The organism is Pauljensenia sp. OF14-1SRA (assembly GCF_027694595.1).
Classification (GTDB): Bacteria; Actinomycetota; Actinomycetes; order Actinomycetales; family Actinomycetaceae; genus Pauljensenia; species Pauljensenia turicensis_B.
Window position 1 is genome coordinate 55,847 of sequence record NZ_JAQEVQ010000003.1, and the last position, 21,949, is coordinate 77,795.

19 protein-coding genes are annotated in these 21,949 nt (G+C 55.2%); 8 read left to right on the forward strand and 11 right to left on the reverse strand.

Annotated elements, in window-relative coordinates; all coding sequences use genetic code 11:
* Positions 1–41 precede the first annotated feature (41 nt).
* A complete protein-coding gene (locus PG731_RS02770; RefSeq protein ID WP_270772001.1) occupies positions 42–1,397 on the forward strand; it encodes a lipopolysaccharide biosynthesis protein in 1,356 nt (451 codons plus the stop codon).
* Positions 1,394–2,548: a glycosyltransferase gene (locus PG731_RS02775; protein WP_270772003.1), complete on the forward strand. Its 1,155-nt coding sequence runs from the start codon at positions 1,394–1,396 to the stop codon at positions 2,546–2,548. Before PG731_RS02770 ends, PG731_RS02775 begins: the two co-directional genes overlap by 4 nt.
* Before the next feature lie 79 nt (positions 2,549–2,627).
* On the opposite strand, the gene PG731_RS02780 is transcribed toward PG731_RS02775, so the two are convergent.
* From PG731_RS02780 to PG731_RS02795, 4 genes are all read right to left on the reverse strand, one after another.
* Positions 2,628–4,832 (reverse strand): cell wall-binding repeat-containing protein, encoded by a 2,205-nt coding sequence (locus tag PG731_RS02780; protein WP_270772004.1) that lies wholly within the window; start codon positions 4,830–4,832, stop codon positions 2,628–2,630.
* 101 nt (positions 4,833–4,933) lie between these two features.
* Positions 4,934–5,917 (reverse strand): Gfo/Idh/MocA family protein, encoded by a 984-nt coding sequence (locus PG731_RS02785; RefSeq protein ID WP_270772005.1) that lies wholly within the window; start codon positions 5,915–5,917, stop codon positions 4,934–4,936.
* A gap of 7 nt (positions 5,918–5,924) precedes the next feature.
* Complete coding sequence (locus tag PG731_RS02790; protein ID WP_270772006.1) at positions 5,925–7,025, reverse strand: DegT/DnrJ/EryC1/StrS family aminotransferase; 1,101 nt, start codon at positions 7,023–7,025, stop codon at positions 5,925–5,927.
* Positions 7,025–7,639 carry an acyltransferase gene (locus PG731_RS02795; RefSeq protein WP_270772007.1) on the reverse strand — a complete coding sequence of 205 codons (615 nt, stop codon included), beginning with the start codon at positions 7,637–7,639 and terminating at the stop codon, positions 7,025–7,027. Before PG731_RS02795 ends, PG731_RS02790 begins: the two co-directional genes overlap by 1 nt.
* Positions 7,640–7,744: 105 nt before the next feature.
* On the opposite strand from PG731_RS02795, the gene PG731_RS02800 reads away from it, so the two are divergent.
* The 4 genes from PG731_RS02800 (at position 7,745) to PG731_RS02815 (ending at position 11,794) form a co-directional block, all read left to right on the forward strand.
* Positions 7,745–8,425 (forward strand): glycosyltransferase family 2 protein, encoded by a 681-nt coding sequence (locus PG731_RS02800; RefSeq protein ID WP_270772008.1) that lies wholly within the window; start codon positions 7,745–7,747, stop codon positions 8,423–8,425.
* A complete protein-coding gene (locus PG731_RS02805) occupies positions 8,422–8,859 on the forward strand; it encodes a DUF2304 domain-containing protein (protein WP_270772009.1) in 438 nt (145 codons plus the stop codon). The genes PG731_RS02800 and PG731_RS02805 overlap by 4 nt, the downstream gene beginning before the upstream one ends.
* Positions 8,860–8,921: 62 nt before the next feature.
* On the forward strand, positions 8,922–10,238 hold the full coding sequence (locus PG731_RS02810; protein ID WP_270772010.1) for an LCP family protein: 1,317 nt from the start codon (positions 8,922–8,924) through the stop codon (positions 10,236–10,238).
* Complete coding sequence (locus tag PG731_RS02815; RefSeq protein WP_270772011.1) at positions 10,235–11,794, forward strand: LCP family glycopolymer transferase; 1,560 nt, start codon at positions 10,235–10,237, stop codon at positions 11,792–11,794. Before PG731_RS02810 ends, PG731_RS02815 begins: the two co-directional genes overlap by 4 nt.
* An 86-nt stretch (positions 11,795–11,880) precedes the next feature.
* On the opposite strand, the gene galE is transcribed toward PG731_RS02815, so the two are convergent.
* The 6 genes from galE to PG731_RS02845 form a co-directional block, all read right to left on the reverse strand.
* On the reverse strand, positions 11,881–12,882 hold the full coding sequence (gene galE, locus PG731_RS02820) for a UDP-glucose 4-epimerase GalE (protein WP_270772012.1): 1,002 nt from the start codon (positions 12,880–12,882) through the stop codon (positions 11,881–11,883).
* A gap of 169 nt (positions 12,883–13,051) precedes the next feature.
* Positions 13,052–13,618, reverse strand: a complete 567-nt coding sequence (purE, locus tag PG731_RS02825) for a 5-(carboxyamino)imidazole ribonucleotide mutase (protein ID WP_270772013.1) — start codon at positions 13,616–13,618, stop codon at positions 13,052–13,054.
* Positions 13,619–13,735: 117 nt separating this feature from the next.
* Positions 13,736–14,884: a 5-(carboxyamino)imidazole ribonucleotide synthase gene (locus PG731_RS02830; RefSeq protein WP_270772014.1), complete on the reverse strand. Its 1,149-nt coding sequence runs from the start codon at positions 14,882–14,884 to the stop codon at positions 13,736–13,738.
* 105 nt (positions 14,885–14,989) lie between these two features.
* A complete protein-coding gene (locus tag PG731_RS02835; protein ID WP_270772015.1) occupies positions 14,990–16,315 on the reverse strand; it encodes an ATP-binding protein in 1,326 nt (441 codons plus the stop codon).
* Positions 16,316–16,428: 113 nt separating this feature from the next.
* Positions 16,429–17,103 (reverse strand): response regulator transcription factor, encoded by a 675-nt coding sequence (locus tag PG731_RS02840; protein ID WP_270772016.1) that lies wholly within the window; start codon positions 17,101–17,103, stop codon positions 16,429–16,431.
* Between the two features lie 120 nt (positions 17,104–17,223).
* Positions 17,224–18,279: an adenylate/guanylate cyclase domain-containing protein gene (locus tag PG731_RS02845; protein WP_270772017.1), complete on the reverse strand. Its 1,056-nt coding sequence runs from the start codon at positions 18,277–18,279 to the stop codon at positions 17,224–17,226.
* Between the two features lie 128 nt (positions 18,280–18,407).
* Between PG731_RS02845 and PG731_RS02850 the strand changes: the two genes are divergently transcribed.
* On the forward strand, positions 18,408–19,103 hold the full coding sequence (locus PG731_RS02850) for a Maf family protein (RefSeq protein WP_270772018.1): 696 nt from the start codon (positions 18,408–18,410) through the stop codon (positions 19,101–19,103).
* A 98-nt stretch (positions 19,104–19,201) separates the two neighbouring features.
* Complete coding sequence (gene dapD / locus PG731_RS02855) at positions 19,202–20,185, forward strand: 2,3,4,5-tetrahydropyridine-2,6-dicarboxylate N-succinyltransferase (protein ID WP_270772019.1); 984 nt, start codon at positions 19,202–19,204, stop codon at positions 20,183–20,185.
* A 151-nt stretch (positions 20,186–20,336) separates the two neighbouring features.
* Here dapD and PG731_RS02860 read toward each other — a convergent pair whose 3' ends face one another.
* A complete protein-coding gene (locus PG731_RS02860; RefSeq protein WP_270772020.1) occupies positions 20,337–21,671 on the reverse strand; it encodes a citrate synthase in 1,335 nt (444 codons plus the stop codon).
* Between the last annotated feature and the right edge of the window lie 278 nt (positions 21,672–21,949).

Below are 21,949 nucleotides of genomic sequence, written 5' to 3' on the forward strand. Positions count from 1 at the left end.
CTGATACTCCAAGCGGACACCGTAATGGCACAATTGCACGTATGGGTTCGTCTATCCTGCGTCGAATGCGAGCTGAGCATCCTCAGCTGGCACATATTTCGACGCTTCTGACGGGAACCGTCATTGCACAGCTGATTGTCCTTGTGACAACCCCCATCATCGGGCGTCTCTATACTCCCGAAGATATTGGATCGTTTGCTGCGTTCCTTGCTGTTCCTCAGATTGTCGCGGGCGTGAGTGCTGGCAGATACGACATGGCAATCGTGCTTCCCGCCCGTGACAACGAGGCGCGACGCCTTGTCCGCGTTTCGCTCACGCTGACATCCATCGTTTCAGCGCTGACGTCCGTACTCTGTTGGATCTTTGCCCGCCCCATTTCCCGCGCTTTAAACCACGAGGAATTGGCAGGGATTCTTGGCTGGTCAGGCCTTGTTGTCATGTGTCTTTCCGTCACGTCAGTGATGAATTACTGGCTTACTCGGCTCGAACGATTCTCAGCCATTTCATCAAATAGGGTGCTCAATTCTGCCGGTATTGAGTTGAGTCGCATCGGAGCCCCGTTTGCTGGCTTATCTCCCCTAATGGGTCAGATTTTCAGCCAGTTCTTCGGGCAGATCCTCTCTACTTCTGCTCTGCTGTATCGTGGCCGATCGAGCCTCGTTACCCCCGAGACTGGCGGACGCACCACGAAGCAACTCCTGCGCCGCTACCGGCGAATGCCATTACTTAACGCTCCCAATGTGTTGGTTGATGCTATGCGAATCAACGGAATCGTCCTACTGATTGGCGTGTGGTATTCAGCTGATCCGCAGGGGCAGTTTGCCAAAGCGTGGCTCCTCATGCAGGCGCCCGTAGCTCTGATTACCAGCGCAGTTTCTCAAGTGACCTATCGTTCCCTCGCACTTGCACCCCGCGGAACACTGCTGGCCACAGTCCTCAGGTCGATCCGTTTATCCTTCTTTGCCTCCATCGGTCCCTTCGTTCTGCTTGCCTTGATCGCTCCTTCGTTGTTCCCCTGGTATTTGGGGTTCGGTTGGGAACAGTCTGGGTTGATTGCTCAAGCCCTCATCCCCTGGCTTCTGCTCAATGTCGTAACATCGCCGATTTCAACGGTTTTCGTTGTCACAGACAGGCAAGGTCTGATGCTCGCTTTCGCGTGCGTGTATGCGGCGATTCCCCTTGGAATCATCCATATCATGGGTGGTGCAGGCTTTTCGATCGTCACCACCCTCTGGGTTGTCTCCATCGTCCAAGCATTGTTACTTGCCGGCCTCACCGCGCTCACAGTTCGCGTTGCTAGAGTCTGGGATAAGTCTGACGATCCGGAGTCTCTCCCCGTTACGCCAAGCACGAGTAGCGTGGCGCCCATGACCGGCGAACAGGCAGATACCGAATGAAAGTCACGCTTGCCAAAGGTACCCTGTCGATTCCTCCCACGTATTTCGCCGCCGCCCACGCGCTCGCAATGCCGGATATCGACTGGACCATCGTGACTCGTACGGCACGCATCGATGATCCATCGATGAGTATTCCTGTTCTCCAGGTGGTTCCTGATCGTCTTGCCCCTACAGTTCAACACGTTGCGAAATGGGCGTATGGGCACGCCATGACACGCATGATTGTTGCCAGCCACCCCGACATCATTCATCAACAGCAGGCAACGTGGTCTCTTCCAGCGGCTCGAGCATCACGCGAGCTCGGTGTTCCACTGGTGACAACCTTGCACGGCGGGGATGCCTATCATCATTCCAACCTTGGTATCCATCTTCCCTCTATACCTAGAAAAGCTGGCGCATATTGGAATGACCTCAATATTGAGGCTGCGTTCCATCAATCTACACAGTTGCTCGCCGTGTCTCGGTTCCTTGCTGACAAAGCTGTTCAATCTGGAGCAGATGCCCGCAAACTGACTGTTCATTACCAAGGTGTCGACACCAACTGGTGGACTCCCACCACTTCTTCCATCGCCGGCGAACAATCTCCGCTTGCCACCGATGATCCAATCCTGCTTTTCGTCGGAGCGCTGAGCGAGCTCAAAGGGGTGCCCGACCTGCTTTCCGCTCATGATTCCCTGAGTAGTTCGTACCCCCATCACCTTGTCCTGATCGGAGATGGGCCGCTGCGTTCTCACGTCGACGAGGCCGCGACCGCCGACCCATCAATTCACGCGCTCGGGCGCGCAACAAAGGAGGAGGTCCGTCAGTGGATGCGTTGCGCGACCGGCCTCGTACTCCCAACCCGGACAACGAACGGGAGAGCCGAAGCCGCCGGACTTGTCCTTCTTGAAGCCCAAGCGTGCGGGGCCCCCGTTATCGCAAATCGGGTCGGCGGAACTCCTGAAATGGTCGCGCCATCGTGGAGTGACCATCTCTCCTGGGAGCGCGATGTGCAGTCCCTTGCATCCCAGATGACAGCCCTGTTGAGCATGAACGAGTCTGAGCGTGAAGAACGTGCTCAGCGTGCGTCACGCTGGGTCAAAGAGAATCGCAGTATCACACGCGCAACCGAGCAACTACGGGATATCTACAGTCAGCTCACACACCCGTGAGCCTTGTGAGCGAGCGACCCCGAAAAACACCGTGGGCGTGTGAGGAGTTCTCCTTTCGCGCCCACTTTGCTGTTTCTGGTCATCTAGCTGCGCACATCCGGGCTTTCATGAGAACTTCGTCTGAAACGGCACCGGTTCCACCAAGAGCGACAACCTTCTTGGGTTTAACGTCCTTCAAGTAGTCGCAGACGCTGGAGGGCAATGAAGCGGTTTCGGTCAACAGACGAGGACCATCGGTGAGGGTGCCTGATGCAACACCATCCATGAAAACATCGCCACGGACAAGATAGACAATTGAAGGCTTTGTCGGATACGAGTGACGCGCTGAAGCAACCGACGTGGAGTAGCGGTCTGTCCCTCCGAGCGAGGTGGCACCAGCAGCTAGGGACACCGAACCCAGCTGATACCTCTTTCCGCCCAGCTTTGAGGCCAAAGAAGCAGACGCACTATCCAAACCAACTCCCGGCTTCGCCAAGAGAATCGGCCCGTCTTCGGCGTTTGCAGCAACCAGAGCGTCAGCTGAACCAACGCCGTTCACGCCCAAGCCATCTGCAACGTAAACCGCTGCGGATGTCGTGGGAAACACGTATGAAGCAACACGGCGAGCAGTATCAAAACGATCAGTTCCGCCCAAGCGCACTCGAGAAACACCCGGGAGCGAGTTCCAGAGCGAATCTGGCAAGACTCCAGTTCCGCCAACCATGACGATCTTTGAAACACCAAGGCGCCGGATTTCGTTGACTGTTTCAGGCTTCACTCCCCCGCGCGAAGCGAAGAGAATTGGTCCGTCTTTAACAACGCCGGCAGCCATAGCATCAACCGGCGACAGACGGTTCACCAGATAGGCTGTCGTCGCTCCCGAGGGGAAACGCGCTTGCGAAATGGCAACTGCGGTGGAATCACGGTCTGCACCCGAAAGACGCCCGCCTTCAGCGGAAACAGCTCTGGGCCTCTCCTGAACATTGCCTGCTCCGTCAATCCACGCGTTGTTGCCTTTAACGAGGCTGGCAACAACCTTACGCAGACGCGGAAGCTTGTCATAGAACGCTTGACCTGGGCACTCTGTTCCCCCAACATCACGGTGACCCGACAATGCTGGAATCCAACGACCACCGGCTGGCTGCCCCTGAACCCAGATGCCCTTGTAGGGATCCTCGATACCGATTCGTTTAAACAGCCACGCAGCAACCTTTGCCACGGAATTCTGAGCTGCATATGGCGGTTCTTCGTAGACGAAATTTCCGACAACAGAAATGCCCAGCGTGTTCGTGTTCGCGCCGTAGGCATGACCGCCTTCGTAGAAGCCAGTCAAAGATCCTTCGCGGCCTTCGTATACGGTGCCATAGCGATCAACGAGGAAGTGGTAGCCCACATCACCCCAATCATTCACGTTAGCGTGAAAATTCCAAATACCCTTCACCACCGCCGCGGCGCCTGCCTTGGAGTAGTCGTTTGCCGAGGCAGTGTGGTGGATAACAACACCCTGAGGCTTAATCGCTTCAAGAGTCCAATCTGACGACCGCGGCAGACCGTATTCTCCACGGGACAAAATATTCAGTCCCTGCATTCCAGTGTTGTACGAAGCACCTCGTAAAACAGTATTCACTGCACGCGCGTCTGATTGTTCCTTAAAGTCAACCTTCTTCAACGAAGAATCAGAGCCAAGTTCATTTTCCTGGGTTTCGGTGTACACCACGGCCATATGAACGTTCCCCAGGGCCTGGACATCAGTATCAGTGCCAGGCGCCGCTTTCACGACAGCTTCAATTTTCGAGGCATCCTCAAGATAAATGGGATTCGTGCTCTGCGTCATTGTCTCAGCAACAGCATCCTCAAGTTCGACGTCTGTCCAGTCAGACCACATACCATCGGCTTCGCTTCGGTATGCGATCGTGACTGCGCCTCCTTTAACACCGTCTTCGAACACAACACCGGCAATAACAACACCTGAAGGAAGATCAGACGCGACGTGCAGAACAGATTCTTCGTTCTCTTCGGGAACTACCTCGGAAGCACTGTAAAGAGAGCGCTGTTCAACCTCAACAAGGAACGGATCTTCACTTTCGCCAGTTCCGTATTCACTTGGAGCGACTTTTTCTTCCATGGGAGCTTCAGCAATGTCTTCCATGCCGTCAATATCAGCAATGGAAACCGTGGCAGGAGCAACATCCATGTCAGAGGGAAGAACTAAGTCAGTAGTAGTCGAAGGCGTCGATGACTGAAGGGCAAAGGCAACAGTGAAAGCGCCCACACTCAGAAGCGACACAATAGACAATCGGCGCACAATTACTCCAAAACGCGGTGACAGATGTTGCTAGTGTGACACATGTTGTTAATGGAAACAATGTGAATTCATCGGTGTCACACCATTGAGCCCCCTATTTGTTACAGGGTCACCGCGCATCCTTCACGAGCAGACTCCAGTATCGCTTCCGTGACTCGCAAGGTTTCTAAAGCTTCACGCATCGAAACATGATTCGCCCCAATACCGTTGATCGCATCGCGGAAGTTCTCCAGTTCAACAACAAGAGGTTCACGCTTATCAATCGCATAGCGAGTCACTGTTCCCTCACTGACCCCCCTAAAAGCTGCCACTTGATCCCACTGAACACGTCTCGAGCCGTTTTCGTAGAACGTCAGGTCCGCCATCGCAGTATCGGCGACCAATGCTCCCTTCTCTCCAACGACAATCGTCGTGCGATCTTTATAGGGAGAAAGCCAGTTGATCTGGTGGTTGACCAAGATGCCATTATCCAAACAGCCCGAAGCAACCAGCATATCTTCATCTTCGCGCCCCGAACGATACGCCGTTTGGGCAAAGACTGTCCGATAGCTGCTCCCCGTCACCCACTGTGCAAGATCAATGTCGTGCGTTGCCAGATCCTTCACTACCCCGACGTCGGAAATACGCGCCGGGAAAGGTGATTGCCTCCTGGTTGAAATCTGAAAGATTCTTCCAAGCTGACCGTCAGCAATGCGCTGGCGCATTTGCATAAGCGCAGGGTTACAGCGCTCAACATAGCCAACTGCACCGATAACACCAGCATTATCGAATGCTTCAACGATCTTCTTGCCCGCTTCGTATGACGCGGCAAGTGGCTTTTCAACCAATGTGTGAACACCAGCGTCAGCAAGGCTCAGTGCCGCTTGCTCGTGGAACACCGTCGGTACAGCAACGATCGCCGCATCGATACCTTGGGAAATCATGTCATCAACGCCGGGCAGAACTTTCATGCCATTGGCGACACCAAAGCGATCTCCTGCCGGATCAACAAGGGCAACCAGTTCAACTCCATCGGTTTGTCGAGCAATACGAACGTGATGGCGCCCCATTGAGCCAATGCCTAGGATGCCCAAACGAATAGTCATCGAAACCTCACACCCCAGCGCGAGCAAGCGTGTTGACAGCTTCAACGATGCGTTCACGTTGCTGGTCGGTCAAGGATGGATATACGGGCAACGACAATACCTCGCGCGTAGCGCGAAGCGTATTGTCGAGTTCGGCCGATGGCGCATAGGGTTTCAATGACTCAAGCCTATGATTCGGAATCGGGTAATACACTCCGCTCCCCACTCCCCATTCCTTGGCCAATGCCTTCATGAAACGATCTCGATCAGTATCAATCAGACGAATCGTGTACTGGTGATATACGTGAGTCGCTCCCTCGGCGACACGAGGAACAATTACTCCTTCTAAATGAGTGTCAAAGAATGTGGCATGAGCTTGACGTTGCTTGGTCCACTGTCCGACTTTCGTCAATTGCACCCGCCCGATTGCCGCATGGATGTCGGTCATGCGGTTGTTCAAGCCAATCAGCTCATTCGCATACCGTTGTTCCATACCTTGGTTACGCAAAAGACGAACGTTTCGTGCAATCGTCTGATCCGTTGTCGTCACCATGCCACCCTCACCGGATGTCATGTTCTTCGTCGGATAGAAACTGAAAGCTCCAAATGCTCCAAATGTTCCAACGAATTGACCATGAAGCTGAGCCCCGTGCGCTTGGGCTGCGTCTTCAAAGAGCATAAGCGAATATTTGTCCGCAAGCGCTTTCAGCTCATTCATCGGCGCCGGATGACCATAGAGGTGAACCGGCATAATAGCTTTCGTTCGCTCGGTGATTGCATTTTCAACCGAAGCGGGACTCAGACAGAACGTGTCAAGATCAATGTCAGCAAAAACAGGCGTTGCCCCGGCGAGTGCAACTGCATTGCCCGTTGCTGCGAAAGTAAACGACGGAACAATAACCTCGTCGCCGACGCCGATCCCCGATGCAAGAAGGCCCAGATGAAGCGCAGAAGTTCCTGAATTAACGGCAACGGCGCTGGCGCCACCAGCAAGCTGAGCTGAAAACTCGTTTTCAAATGCGGCGACTTCTTTACCCTGGGCAAGCATTCGAGAACGTAAAACTCGGCAGACCGCTTCTACTTCCTCTTCGCCGATCAGAGGATGGGCGGCAGGAATCATTTCAGGCATCAGTCATCGTCTTTCGTCAGGACAGTATCGCCAACGACAGTGTAGGTTTCACCTGTTTTGGGGCAACGCAAACGCGACGGTTGCCCCTCAATTTCTTTCAGTGGAACGCCAGCCGTTCCTACCCAGCCAATCTGTCGGGCAGGAACACCAGCGACAAGGGCATAGTCTGGAACATCTCGTGTAACAACAGCGCCTGCTGCAACCATCGCCCAACGACCAATTGAGACGGGAGCAACCACAACAGCTCGCGCTCCCACCGAAGCTCCATCACCAATTGTGACGCCGACAGGTTGCCAATCATCAGCAGATTTGATGGAGCCATCTACGTTCACTGCTCGTGGAAAATGATCGTTTGTCAGGACGACTGCTGGCCCAATAAAAACTCCGTCACCCAATAGGGCAGGTTCGTACACCAAGGCATAGTTCTGAACTTTGCAGTTAGCTCCCAGTCTGACGCCTTCGCCGATATACACGCCACGACCGATGATGCAGTTCTCGCCCAGAATCGCGGCCTCACGAATCTGAGCGCAATGCCAAACCGCGCACGAAGACGGAACAGAGGCGCTCTTGCTCACATCCGCGCTTGCTTGAATACTCACCGGTCGTCCTTTCATAGGCAACGCTCCTACTGTACCGGCGACGTTTCTTTCCCATCAATGCTCGCCGTCCCCATACATTCACGTCGCCACACTGCATATAAGAGTGCGAGAATAGCGATCATGAGGATTGATGACGATACGTGGATCATCATCCCTACGTACAACGAGGGACAGATGATCGGCACCGTTATCGATGCTTTGATGCCTTATTTTTCTCGGATTCTCTGTGTAGACGACGGGTCAAACGATGATTCTGCCAAGGTCGCCCGCTCACATGGAGCCACTGTCATTACCCACCCGATCAATCTTGGTCAGGGCGCAGCTCTGCAAACAGGAATCGAATGGGTGAAGACTCACACATCGGCACGCTGGATTGTCACTTTTGATGCTGACGGTCAACACGATCCGAAAGATGCTCGTTCAATGGTGGAATACGGGAAAGAGAATCAGCTGGGATTCGTGCTTGGATCTCGTTTCTTAGGAAAAGACGGCAAGTCCGTTCCGCTACGACGTCGCGTTGCTCTCAGAACAGTGGCATTCATTTCCGGTTTACTCGGGGGACTTCGTCTGTCAGATGCACACAACGGGCTTCGAGCTCTGAACCGTGATGCTTTTAGCCACGTGCAACTGAATCACAACCGCATGGCACACGCCTCAGAGATTAATTCTCAGTTGGCACGCACACACTTGCCTTATGCTGAATACCCGGTCCACATCACCTATTCGGACTATTCACAAGCTAAGGGACAATCCCTTTTAAACGGCGTCAATATTCTTGTTGATCTTATGTGGGAGCGATGATGACAGAGTATTTCCTTATCCGCGCCCTACTGATCATCGGTCTTGCCCTTGTCACGTGGCTACTGGTTCGCCCAGTTCAAAGCCAATCGCATCTCGCCGTGCAACGGCTACTGATCCTCTCAATCGTTATCTTTGCCATCATCACACTCTTGTATCCGCCACTTCTAAACCAGATTGCGCGGGTTGTCGGTGTAGAACGGGGCATTAACCTTTTGGTCTACGCCCTCATTATCTGCGTACTCGCCCAGATGAGCGCGTCGTATCGCAATTCCATGGCGCTGGAAAAACGAATCACTCTCCTTGCCCGCCAAATCGCGCTTCGCACCGACCCGCCTTCGCACGAATCCCCTCTGACGACGCATACTCACACCAACGACGAGCCTGGGAATCCCTCACGTGAGGCAAGTAGCACTCTGCACAACACGGGCGATTAAAAACGCCACTTTTGGGTGCCCAACCGCCAAAAACGCTTCTATTCACGCTACGATCAACACCGATGAGTAAAAAAACGTTGAAGAATCGGGCAAACCTGGTTCAGCACGCTGCGCGGAACCCCTTCCGTTTTGGTGTTCTGCGAACCGTGCTCGCATCTCTTTTGACCGTGACGCTATTCGTTGGCTCCACCGCGGCTTTCGTCTATCGGAGCCTTGCCAATCAGGTGAAGAATGCGTCACTGGATATTTCCGCGCTTGAGGCACCTCAATCCACCAAACCAGAACCAATGAAGCTCATCGATGCTTACGTGGGGCAACCGATCAATATTCTTGTCTCCGGTGTCGACTCACGCTATAACCAAAGCTCTGACTACGGTGACGCCGAAGAACTGACGACGATTCAGTCCGACACGACGATGATCGCCCATATTTCCGCCGATCGTTCGGAAGTCACATTTGTCTCCATTCCCCGTGATCTTTTGACCGATATCCCTTCGTGTATGCGTTCAGATGGTTCGATCACATCGTCGTACTACGGAATGTTTAACTCGGCATTTGCAATGGGAGCAGGTACAAACGATCTGGCAGGTGGCGTTGCCTGCACCAAAGCAACAGTCGAAGAACTGACCGGTTTAACGATTGATGGATTCATTGTTGTTGACTTCACCGGCTTTAAAGGGTTGATCAATGCTGTCGGTGGAGTGTGGCTAGATATTCCTGAAGAAATGTACGATCCCGCATCCGGTCTCGATCTTGAGGCAGGGTGCCAGTACCTCGATGCGAATAGCGCGCTAGCGTACGCGCGCGCTCGTAAAAATGTCGGCGACGGTTCAGATATTTCTCGTATTGGACGCCAGCAACAGCTGATCGCGGCAGCGCTTCGTGAACTTTTCTCCCGAAACTTTGTTACCGATTTTCCCGCCCTGATTTCTTTCGTTCAGGCAGCAATTGCTTCTCTTACAGTGTCACCGAATTTCGGCGACATTAACGCTGATGCCGGTCTGTTTGCTTCCATGCTGAAATTGCAGGCATCGAACATTCGCTTCACAACGATGCCGTGGGCTGAAGCCCCCGAGGATCCCAACCGAGTGATTGAGATTGAACACCTTTCGCGACCGCTGTGGCAGGCATTAGCGGCTGACACTCAACTACCGGGAGGTACAGAGTACACAGACGGGACCGGGGCTCAAATGACGATCCCTTATGAAGACGCAACTGCTGATTCCACTCAATCAGTTGCTCATGCTTCTTCCTCCTCTTCCGGCGGAGTCATTGAAGAACAAGATGTATCCGACACAACTGCCGTGTCAGATACTGCATCATCTGCTTCCACCGACACCGCTCAATCTGTCCCTGCAACCTGTCCCCCGAACCGATGAGCACCGAACTTCCCTCTTTCGTCCCTTCGTCTGGTCGCAAGCGTCCTACACGCGCGGATGTAAAGAAGGTGAATGGCGAGACACGCCACCCTGATTCTCCGGGCATTCCTCGCCTCTCTGTCGAACAGCGAGCTATTTCGTCCTCAGCATCGGGATCAGATTCGAAGGATCAGGTTCTTCAGCGCCCCGTTATTCGGCTCCGTGAACGCCCTCGTGTCAGCGGTATTGCGGCAGACGATGCCGAACCACAGGCGTGGCGAATCGGATCAGAATCAGCAGATGAACAGATGCCGAAGCGTTCTTTGCTCCCAACAACCGCTGACCAACCTGCTGAAAATCTTCCCCCATCTTTTGCTCCCGGGCGCAAACATCGCGTGGGGCGAAACTCAGCTTCAAGCGAGCATCGGCAAACAGCGAATCCCCCTGCTTATACTCCGGATCGCACGATGTCGAAGCGTGGCGAGTTCACTCATGCTCCACGTACTCAGGAATCTCGCCAACGTGGCATGTCCACAACCACGTCTTCTGTTCAACGCTTTCAACCGCGGGGTCAATCAACGAACGCCCTCTCTTCGAAAGCGTCACTTCGTCACCCTGTAGTACCAAAGAAGCGTTCTGCTCATTGGGGGCGCAAACTCGTCTCCCTTGTGGTCGCCCTTCTTGTTCTGATCGTTGCGTGGGGAGCTTTTTTGATGTGGGATGCTAATTCTCACCTTGGCCGAACAAACGCTTTGACAAGCGGAGCGAATACGCCCGGCACAACCTATCTTTTAGCGGGATCTGACTCCCGCGCAGACGGCGCAGTTCAGGATGGTTTCGACGAGAATGATCGCTCGGACACCATTATGTTGATTCACGTCGCTCAGAATGGTCAAGCAACAGCCCTCTCCATCCCGCGCGACAGCTACGTGGAGATCCCCGGCTATGGCTGGGACAAGATCAATGCTTCTTTCGCATATGGTGGAGCAAATCTGCTGACACAGACAGTTGAAAATCTGACCGGATTGCACGTTGATCACTATGTTCAGGTCGGCATGGGTGGCGTTGCGAATATTGTCGACGCCGTTGGCGGAATCAATGTATGTTTCGACGGTGATGTCAGCGATGATCCTTCTGGGCTTGTCTGGCAAGCTGGATGTAGCGACGTTGATGGGATGACAGCCCTAGCCTTCTCACGTATGCGCTACTCGGATCCGAAGGGCGATATTGGTCGTGCCGAGCGACAGCGTCAGGTGATTTCAAAAGTTATTGACAAGTCCGCAAGCATCGGAACATTTGTTAACCCCGCACGTACTTTGCGCCTTGAACGAGCTGGCTCTGAGTCTTTCACTGTTGATGAGGATTCGTCCGTTGTCGATGTTGCGAAGCTTGTTTTGGCGTTCCGCTCTGCATCGAATAACGGATTGATCGGCGCGCCCCCAATCGATGAGGTTAACTATCAGACTGATATGGGCACCTCTGCTGTCCTTCTTGAAGGAACAACAGCCCCTGATTTCTTTGAGAAGCTACGTTCAGGCACACTCTCCACCGAAGATTTCAATATCTTCAATGGTTAAATTCTCAGTTTCAAGCTGAAGATAATGCAACGGTGTGTGGGGGATGGTCGTTACGACCATCCCCCACACCGCAAGTAATCGAAGACTTACTTCACGTACTGTGTCACGTCGATATGGCGAGGTCCGGCCTGCCAACCGGAGAAACTTGACTCCAAAATATCGTGAAGTGTATGGCGTGCTACCCACCCGAGTTCTCCACTGATCCGTGTTGCGTCCCCAACAAGGACGGGGGGATCACCCGCACGCCGCTCTTCCTCAACGACGTCGAAATCCCAACCGGCAACGCGTCGCAGTCCGTCAATAATTTCGCGGACAGAGGTGCCCCTCCCGGTTCCAACGTTGAAGACGTTATGTTGAAGCGGACGAGAATTAGCAAGAGCATCGAGGGCAACAATATGAGCTTCTGCAAGATCTCGGACATGGATGTAGTCGCGGACGCATGTACCGTCCGGAGTGTCATAATCCGATCCGAAAATCCTGGCGGGCTCATCGCGTTCAACACGATCGAGAACCATCGGAACCACGTTCAAGATTGCAGAATCTGCTAGATCATTCCAGCCAGCACCGGCAACGTTAAAGTAGCGCAACCCGATCCATTTGAGGCCCCATGCGACCTCACAGTCATGCATCATCCACTCGCCGATGAGCTTTGTTTCACCATAGGGGCTAATCGGATGGCATTCGGTATCTTCGCTGATGATATGAACGTCCGGCATTCCGTAAACAGAGGCTGACGATGAGAAGATGATCTGATCAATACCAGCGTCGTTCATGGCGCGAAGGAGATTCGCGAGGCCACCAATGTTCTGCTGGTAGTACCACATAGGGCGTCGAACCGACTCCCCTACCTGCTTTCGTGCTGCACAATGAACAACGGCAGTGACGTCTTCATCCAGCATGACGTTCGCAAGATCTGTGCTTGCGCTATCGGTAGCGATATCAAGAGTAATGAGTTTTGCGCCTTCTACCCTTGATGCTGTGCCCGTTGAAAGATCATCGACAACGATGACTTTTTCGCCTCGTTCCAATAGGAGTCTAACTACGTGGGATCCGATATATCCAGCGCCACCAGTGACAAGTTTGCTCATGCTTTAATCCTAGTCGTCGCATAGCCGCCTCAATGGAGTTCGTCGGTTTCTTCCGCCTTTTGTCCATCTATTGACGAGGCCGCGCTAGGCGTACTTCCGCCACAACCACAGTGCAAGCCACGATGCCCGCGGGAATTGTCCGGAGCCACGTTTGTCTTGACGTTTATGTTTAGCTCAGCGAAGCTTTCACTTTGTCAGCTAGGACGCGCCCCTTTTCCGTTGCAACGTCACGCAGAGAAAGTTGGAATTGGCGCATCTGGGAGCGCAATTCCTCGGCCTGGGCTCCTTCACCTGCTCCAAGGATTCGTGTTGCCAGAAGACCCGCATTGCGCGCACCGGCAATCGAAACCGTAGCAACGGGAACGCCTGCCGGCATCTGGACGATCGAGTGCAGGGAATCGACACCATCGAGGTGTTTGAGAGGAACGGGAACACCGATGACTGGAAGTTCCGTAAGGGCTGCGAGCATACCCGGCAGGTGCGCCGCACCGCCTGCGCCGGCGATAATGACGCGCAAACCCCGAGCAGAAGCGCTTCGCCCGTACACAACCATGTCTTCGGGCATGCGGTGTGCAGAGACCACACCGATCTCGCAGGCGATACCGAATTCTGCGAGCGCAGCAACAGCGGGTTCCATGGTGGGCCAGTCGGAATCGGATCCCATAACGATACCGACTGCAGGGTTGTCTCCGGTCTTTGTCAGAGTGATTTTGAGCTGGTGTGTTTCGGTGGTCATCGATGGCTCCTTCACTAAAACGGTCAATGGGGCATGTATGCGGGCACGATTACGGATCGGGGTGTGATTGCCACCCGGCCTCGTCGGTGACGAAGAACGAGAGGCGAAATGTGAGCGTTAGCCACGCAGAGCGGAGACAACGGCTTCAGCTTCGGCGCGCGCAACGGCTGGGTCCTTGTCGACGACAGTGACGTGGCCGAGTTTGCGCCCGGGGCGAACCTCTTTGCCATAGAGATGCACTTTGGCGCGCGGGTGGTCAGCGAGCGCAGAGGCGAGGTGGCGTGCTGGGTCGTCGAATTCGGAGCCAAGCAGGTTCACCATGACCGCGTGTGTTCCAGGATTGACGAGGTCTGTTGAACCGAGAGGCAGGTCAAGGACAGCGCGAAGATGCTGTTCGAATTGACTGGTGAACGCCCCATCGATCGTCCAGTGGCCGGTGTTGTGTGGGCGCATCGCAAGCTCGTTCACAAGGACGTGCTGGTCGCTTCCTTGTCCGACGACGAACATTTCGACGGCCAGGACACCCGTGACGCCAAGTTCACGCGCGACCGTTTCACCAATCGATGTGGCCTGGGAAAGGGTTTCCTCAGTCAGGCCTTGAGCAGGCGCGGTAACCACGGAGCAGACTCCGTCTACCTGTTCGGTGGATGCGACCGGCCAGGACGCGATCTGACCTGAGGGAGTACGTGCGCTAAGGGAGGCGACTTCTGAGGTGAAGGGGACGCAGTCTTCGGCAAGAAGAGTTCCTTTGGCAAGCCAATCGGCGGCGTCTTCAGCTTGGTGAATCACTCGTACACCGTGGCCGTCGTATCCGCCGACCGGAGTCTTCACGACGATCGGCCATGTGCCGGCATCACCGAAAGAGGCGAGTTCTTCAAGGGTGGACACTTTCGCCCAACGGGGACATGGAATGCCCAGCTCGGTGAGCTTTTCGCGCATTGCAAGTTTGTCTTGGGCATACAGCAACGCGGTTCGCGGGGGCTCTGCCCGAAGGTGGTCCTTGGCGACATCAAAGACTGAAGCCGGAATATGTTCGTGTTCGAACGTGACCACATCCGCGCCGTCAATCAGCTGTGCAACGGCGTCGGTATCGCCTGGCATTCCAATGATCGACGTGGCGAGTGCCTGTCCTGTTGAGCCATCCGAGGATTCAACAAGCGCACGAAGTTCAAGGCCTAGGGCGATCGAACTTTCCGCCATCATTCGGGCAAGCTGCCCACCGCCAATTACTGCAACGACCGGACGAGTGTCCTTGGCTTGATCCATGGCTCTTAATCTAGTCGCAAGGGGCTTATGGGCGCACCTACGTTCACGGCGACGCCAGAGCCTCAGTGTTCTTCCATTGGGATGCGCGCGAAAGCAACGCCATTTTCAGAAGCGACGAGAACGACGCCCCATCGAGACAACCGACCCCTGTGGCATGACGTGATCCGGGTCCATCGAAGCAGGAATCGCAGAAAGCGAAACGGTGAAAACCGGAGGATGATTTTGCGTCAGTTCCAGACGCCCACCCATCGCTTGAGTCAGGTCTTTCGCCAGCGCTAAGCCGATCCCCGTCGAACCGTGGCCGGAAACTCCCTTGGCAAAAATATCGGGAGCAAGATCATCGGCGACACCCGGTCCTTCGTCTGAGACTTCGATAATGACTCCGCGCTTGTTCGCCGACTTCCGTGCGACGACCAGGGTTGCGCCTTCACCGTAGTTCAGCGAATTTTCAATCAATGTGGCAAGGACCTGGGAAAGCTTGCCGGCGTCGGCAAGCAACGGCAGTTCAGCTTCGTCGGTGAATACGAGGCTGCGCCCGGCTTTTTCGAACGCGGATTCCCATTCTTCGCGCTGTGTGTTGAACGCTTCAAGAATGTGGATTGCTTCAGTTTGCGCAGATGCTCGGGTGTTCGCGTCGAGTAGCTCAGTCACAACGCCTGTGAGGCGTTCGACCTGTTCGAGACAGTTGCGAGCTTCTTCTTGCACCTCGGGTTCAGTGGAGATCATTTCAATCTCTTCGAGGCGCATGGAAAGTGCAGTCAGTGGAGTGCGAAGCTGATGTGACGCATCGGCTGCGAACTGACGTTCGGCAGCTAGCCTACCCGCCATGCGTTCACTGGTACGCGACAGTTCTTCTTGGACCAAGTCGATTTCTTCGATGCCTGAGGGTTTGACCTGAGCACGAACCTGGCCCGAACCGACCTGCTCAGCGTGGGCTGCCAGGTAGATGAGGGGCGCGGATAGCTGGCGTGAAAAGCGGAAGGCAAGGGCTGAACCAACCAGCAGGCACACTGCGATTCCGGCAATAAAGATTCCGAACACGAATGCGATACGTTTCAGCGTTTGTTCTGCGGATACTTCCATGCGGACCGATGTTCCCGCCGTGGATGACGCATGCACGACGAACGACATTCCCTGGGGTTTTTCTCCGGCAAGCATCAGTCCGTGTTGGCGCGTGTTCACACTGATATAAGCATTACCCTGCATGTCGGTCACTGGTTTCGCCAAAGAAGTGACCGTGTCTTGATCGACATCTGCACCAGTCGCTATACGACGATCGATGGTGTTCACAATCGTCTGTGCTCTGGCTTGGACGCGCTCCTGATCAGAGTTCCACACAATGGTGGACGTTGCGACCGCACCGGGAATACCCATCAGGAAACACACCACTGCAACAGCAGTGACAATCATGCGAACGGCTTTTTTACGCATGGTTCCCTTTCATTCCCTACGATTCCCGGCGAAGCAATGCTGTCAGATCGTTGCCTGAAATAGGCTACCCGCGGCGAAGGATTCGCCGCGGGCCCCATAAGGTTTTCAGTGTGTCAGCGAACTTCGAAACGGAAGCCCATACCCCTGACGGTGGTGATGTAGTGCGGTTTAGTCGCGTCATCGCCAAGCTTTCGACGAAGCCACGAGACATGCATGTCCAGAGTCTTCGTGGATCCTGTCGGGTCCGATCCCCAGACCTCACGCATCAGAGCGTCACGTTCGACAACGCTTCCCGCGTCGCGAAGCAGTACGCGCAACAGGTCGAATTCCTTCGCCGTCAGCTGTAATTCTGTTGAACCAACGAAAGCACGGTGAGCGTTCACATCAACGCGAACATCCTGAGCGCCCAGATCACCCTCGACGCTTTCGGTTCCTGTGCGACGCAGAAGAGCACGGACGCGCGCAAGAAGTTCTGCAAGGCGGAAAGGTTTGGTCACGTAATCATCGGCGCCGGTATCCAGGCCAACAACCATATCGACTTCATCGGTGCGCGCTGTCAGGATCAGAATCGGAACGTTCTTTCCCGACGCACGAATTTCACGCGCGACATCCAGACCATCCATGTCTGGAAGGCCAAGGTCGAGCAGAACGAGGTCAGCGCCATCTACTTCAGCGAGTGCGCCACGACCAGTGCCGTGCGCACGCACTTCGTAGTTCTCGCGGCCAAGGGCGCGAGCGAGAGGTTCGCTGATCGCGGGATCATCTTCAACGAGCAGAACAGTAGTCACGTGTCCCATCATATACTTTCAAGATAATTTCTTTCAGATTTCTTGACCTTTTGGACACGGGTTTGTTGAGAAGCTCATGCACGTCAAAGTGCCCGGCCTCGTACCTAAAAGCGGCACCCCTTAGTCTTGGAGCGTCAGCAAGTAGGGGGAAACCGGACCAAATCCGTGGAGGTCCGCGGAGGGGAATTCCTCCAAGCGATACCCATCCCCCGCCTTCGAAGCAACGGCAGTAGCGGTCGCTGGGTCCGTCAAAATCTGACCGACCGGCGCAATATCAACCAAACGAGAAGCCAAGTTCACCGTCGGGCCGAACACGTCACCCGAACGTGAGAAGACATCGCCACGGACGAAAGATGCACGAACAGGAAGAATCGTATCATCCGCATTCAAGCGCTCAATCAGCGAAAAAATCACGTTCAAACCGGTCTCAAGATCATCGGCAATGTACAAAACAGCATCGCCCAGCGTCTTCACCACGCGACCGCCAGCCTGCGTGATCGCCTGACGCGATTCGGATTCAAAGTGCTCGATCAGTTCGACGACCTCACCACCCAGGATTGTCGACGACGACGTGTAGGACACCATGTCAACAAAGCCCAACGAACGATTGAGTGGGAACCGAGCCTTGGAGTTCTCGTGACCGCGCTGGGACACTTCCTTATCCAAGCGCGACAGCAATGCCTCCATCTGACGCTGCCACGAGTGAATGAACATCCTCTCGAATGCCTCGACACGGTCCTTCATATGGTCGAGAACGTAGAGGCGAGCCGTCGTGTCATCCAAGCCTAGGCGTCGCACCGCGTCTTCAACAAGCGCTTCACACTGCCACAGCGCTAGACGATCGGCCAAGTGGGAATTCGCCCTCAGAAGCGAATGGCTGGTTGCCGTGTCAATCGCCTGTGAATCAATCATGTCGTTCCACGAGACGAACACGTCCAGATCACGTTCGGTGAACGTCTTTTCGCCAGGCTCAGGGGGGCGGAATCCCAGTGAATTCCAAAAGTCATTGATTTGTTCAACGGTAGTACCAGCGTGCTGGGCAAGCTCGTCGGCACTCATCGTCAGAGGACCGCCCAAAAGGCGGGGAACGTAGCGTTTAACGGTCTGGTGATCGTCCGAAGTAGGGGGCTGAGACTGGTGAGCTTGAGATTCGCCATTGGGCACAGCGCTGTCCATCTCTCCCCTTCACATACAGATTCACACAGATACTTTAGTAGCGTACATCACGTTTGACAGATTCGTGCAGTTACTGCACACAATCGTCAAGATGTATCAATTGCCGATTGAAAAGACAAAATAGACCTATGCGTTTTCTTCTTGCCTCAAAGTCACCGGCTCGCCGAGCAACTCTGATTTCCGCTGGAATCACGCCTATTGTTCGCGTGTCCGACGTTGATGAAGACCTCGTACTCGCCGACTTCTGCGCGCGTAGCGTCGGCGCTCCTTCGCCCGGCGATCAGGTGACAACGCTGGCAGACGCGAAGTGCGGTGCGGTCATTTCCGGCTTGGTCGATGGCACGATTACGATCGACGAGGCCCACTGCGAACGCCTCCTCGTCGTTGCGTGCGATTCGATGCTGTTGCAGGACGGGCAGATGCTGGGCAAGCCCCACACTGCAGAAGTTGCACGCGAGCGCATCCGAGCTTTCAGAGGCTCCGAAGCGCTTCTGTGGACCGGTCATAGCGCAGCGCTCGTTGAGCGAGACCCCTCTACCCCGCTAGGTTCCTACGCTCTGATTGCGCGCACCCACGCCTCGACTTCAACCATCGTCCGATTCGGCTCGATGAGCGACGCCGAGATTGATGCCTACGTAGACTCCGGCGAACCGCTCCACGTTGCGGGGTCTTTCACGATCGACGGCCTTGGCGGGCCCTTCATTGCCGGGGTCGACGGCGATCACCACAACGTTGTCGGGATTTCACTCCCACTGGTTCACACGATGGCTGAAGAAGTTGGTGTTTTCTGGCCGGATCTCTGGGATCATCGCCAACCTCGCTGATCTTTCCCGGCATTTGGGAACACTTATCACACCGTGCAAACGTGCCGAAAGGCGGAATGGGCACTCCACAGCGGGCACTCTCGCTTTACAGTAAGCCCATGGATACGAATCAGGCATGGGGCATTGGCCTCGCAACAGTGACGAAGAACGGCGAGACTCTCGACGTCTGGTACCCGCACCCACACTTGGGTCAGATGGAACCCGGCGATGACGCAGATCTGCTCGACACCCTGACTCACATGCAGCGCCACGATGATGCGCGTGGTGTTCGCACCACGGTTGTCACCTGCAAGTCAGATCTGGACGATCAACCGCAGTCCACTGCGGATTCCTACCTGCGCCTCCACCTGCTTTCCCACCGATTGAAAGAGCCGAACACCATCAATCTTGACGGTATTTTTGCTCGCCTCCCCAACGTCGTATGGACCTCCGAGGGCCCGTGCGCAGTCGCAGACTTCGAAGAAACACGTCTGCGTATGCGCGCTCACCTTGGCCACCCGGTCACCGTGATCGGCGTCGACAAGTTCCCCCCGATGGTGAACTACGTCGTGCCGAAGGGCGTGCGTATTGCAAACGGCGCAACCGTACGCCTGGGCGCCTACTTGTCCGAAGGAACAACCGTCATGCACGCCGGCTTCGTGAACTTCAACGCCGGCACGCTCGGTCGATCCATGGTTGAAGGCCGTATCTCTCAGGGCGTTGTCATCGACGACGGTTCCGACGTGGGCGGTGGCGCATCCACGATGGGCACCCTGTCCGGTGGCGGTCGCCAGCGCGTGAAGCTTGGTAAGCGCTGCTTGCTCGGTGCAAACTCCGGTCTCGGAATTCCTCTTGGCGACGACTGCGTTGTCGAAGCTGGTCTGTACTTGACCGCAGGAGCAAAGGTTGCCGTCATGGAATCCGGCGGCGTCGTCCCCGGTTCGAACGGCCTCTTCGCAGAACCTCGGACGGTCGCAGCGCGCGAGCTTGCAGGCGCGTCAAATGTTCTGTTCCGACGCAATTCTCAGTCGGGTCGAATCGAAGCACTGGCCCGCGGTGGCAAGGGCATCGAATTGAACGATGAGCTACATGCAACCAACTGATGAAGGCTCGATCCTTTTCACGCTCACGGGGGTGGCAGACCGCAGTCTGCCCCCCCGTTGACGTTCAGTTGATCAGCCTCGCCGGTTGATCGGCCTCGTCCCCACGTGGCAAGGACTTTGGCTACACGCCGAGCGCAAACCCGACAGCGCGTTAGTCAATCACGCGAGCCGAACGCTGGCGAAGAAGCACATAGTCGCGCTCAGTCGCGCCAACGTACACCTGGCGCGGGCGACCAATCTTCGTCGACGGATCCTCGGTCATTTCAACGTACTGCGCAATCCAACCGGGCAGGCGACCAAGTGCAAACAGGGGCGTGAACATCTTGGTCGGGAATCCCATCGCCGAGTAGATCAGACCCGTGTAGAAGTCGACATTCGGGTAGAGCTTGCGCTCCTTGAAGTAATCGTCATTCAGAGCGATATCTTCAAGCTCCATCGCAATATCCAGGAGCTCGTCGCGCTTGCCGAGGCGAGACAGAACATCGTGTGCGGTTTCCTTCACCAGAGCCGCGCGCGGATCGTAGTTCTTGTACACGCGGTGCCCAAAGCCCATCAGACGTACACCTTCCGCCTTCGACTTCACCTTGTCTACATAGCTCTGAACCGACTCACCTGTGTCGCGAATCTGATTGAGCATGCGCAGAACCGCTTCATTCGCGCCACCGTGCAACGGACCAGCAAGGGCGCCCACACCGGCCGCAACAGACGCATACAGGTTCGCCTGCGAGGAGCCGACCAGACGAACGGTCGAGGTCGAACAGTTTTGTTCGTGATCAGCATGAAGAATCAGCAACATATCGAGTGCTCGAACAATCGCAGGATCAATGTCGTACGCCTGATAGGGCATGCCGAAGGTCATGCGGATGAAGTCTTCGGTGTAGCTACGTTGCGAGTCTGGGTACAGCAGTGGCAAGCCTGCGGCGCGCTTCGCGATGTAGCTGATCATGGTCGGCACCTTTGCCAGCAGAAGAACCAGCGCGGTATCCAGCTGAGTGCGGTCGCGCGGATCAAGCGTGTCTTCGTAGTAGGTTGCCAGGCCTGCGACACCCGCTTGGAGAATCGCCATGGGGTGGCCCCTGTGCGGGAACGCCGTGAAGAAGGCCTTGAAGTCTTCGTGAAGCAAGCGGTGGCGCTGGACGGAGCGAATGAAACTTTCCAGCGTGGAGGCGTCAGGGAGTTCGCCGTAGATCAGCAGGTAGGCGACCTCTAGGAACGACGAGCGCTTTGCCAATTGTTCGATCGGGTAACCGCGGTAGCGCAGAATTCCCGCACCACCATCGATGTAGGTAATCGCAGATTGGCACGATGCTGTGTTCGTAAAACCGGGGTCGAGGCTGACTACGTCGCCGTCGGCGAGCAAGCGGGAGACGCTCAAGCCATCATTACCGACGGAGGCGCTGGTGCGCGGGAGAACGATCTTCTTTTCCCCGACGGTAAGCACGCCGTCGGGAGTAGCGTCGACCGTTTCCACTTTTGCCTTGGCCATGAGGACTCCTTAACACGTTGGGCGATGCGGAGCCATGCAAGCACACAGGTTGGAAGAATGCGCAAAAGCGCTTTCGTTCTCAACGAGTCGCTTCACTGCGACCACAATCGCCACTTAGGACGAAAGTCCGTTATTTCTGTCACTCTATACGCCGTTGTTCGACCTGTAAAGCACTAGAACGTCAAACTTTCTCCGATTTATTGTAAAAGACTAGTCAACAACACGCTAAGTGTGGGTCATTATTTGAAGATAGACAGACACCAGACCCGGGAGAGTTT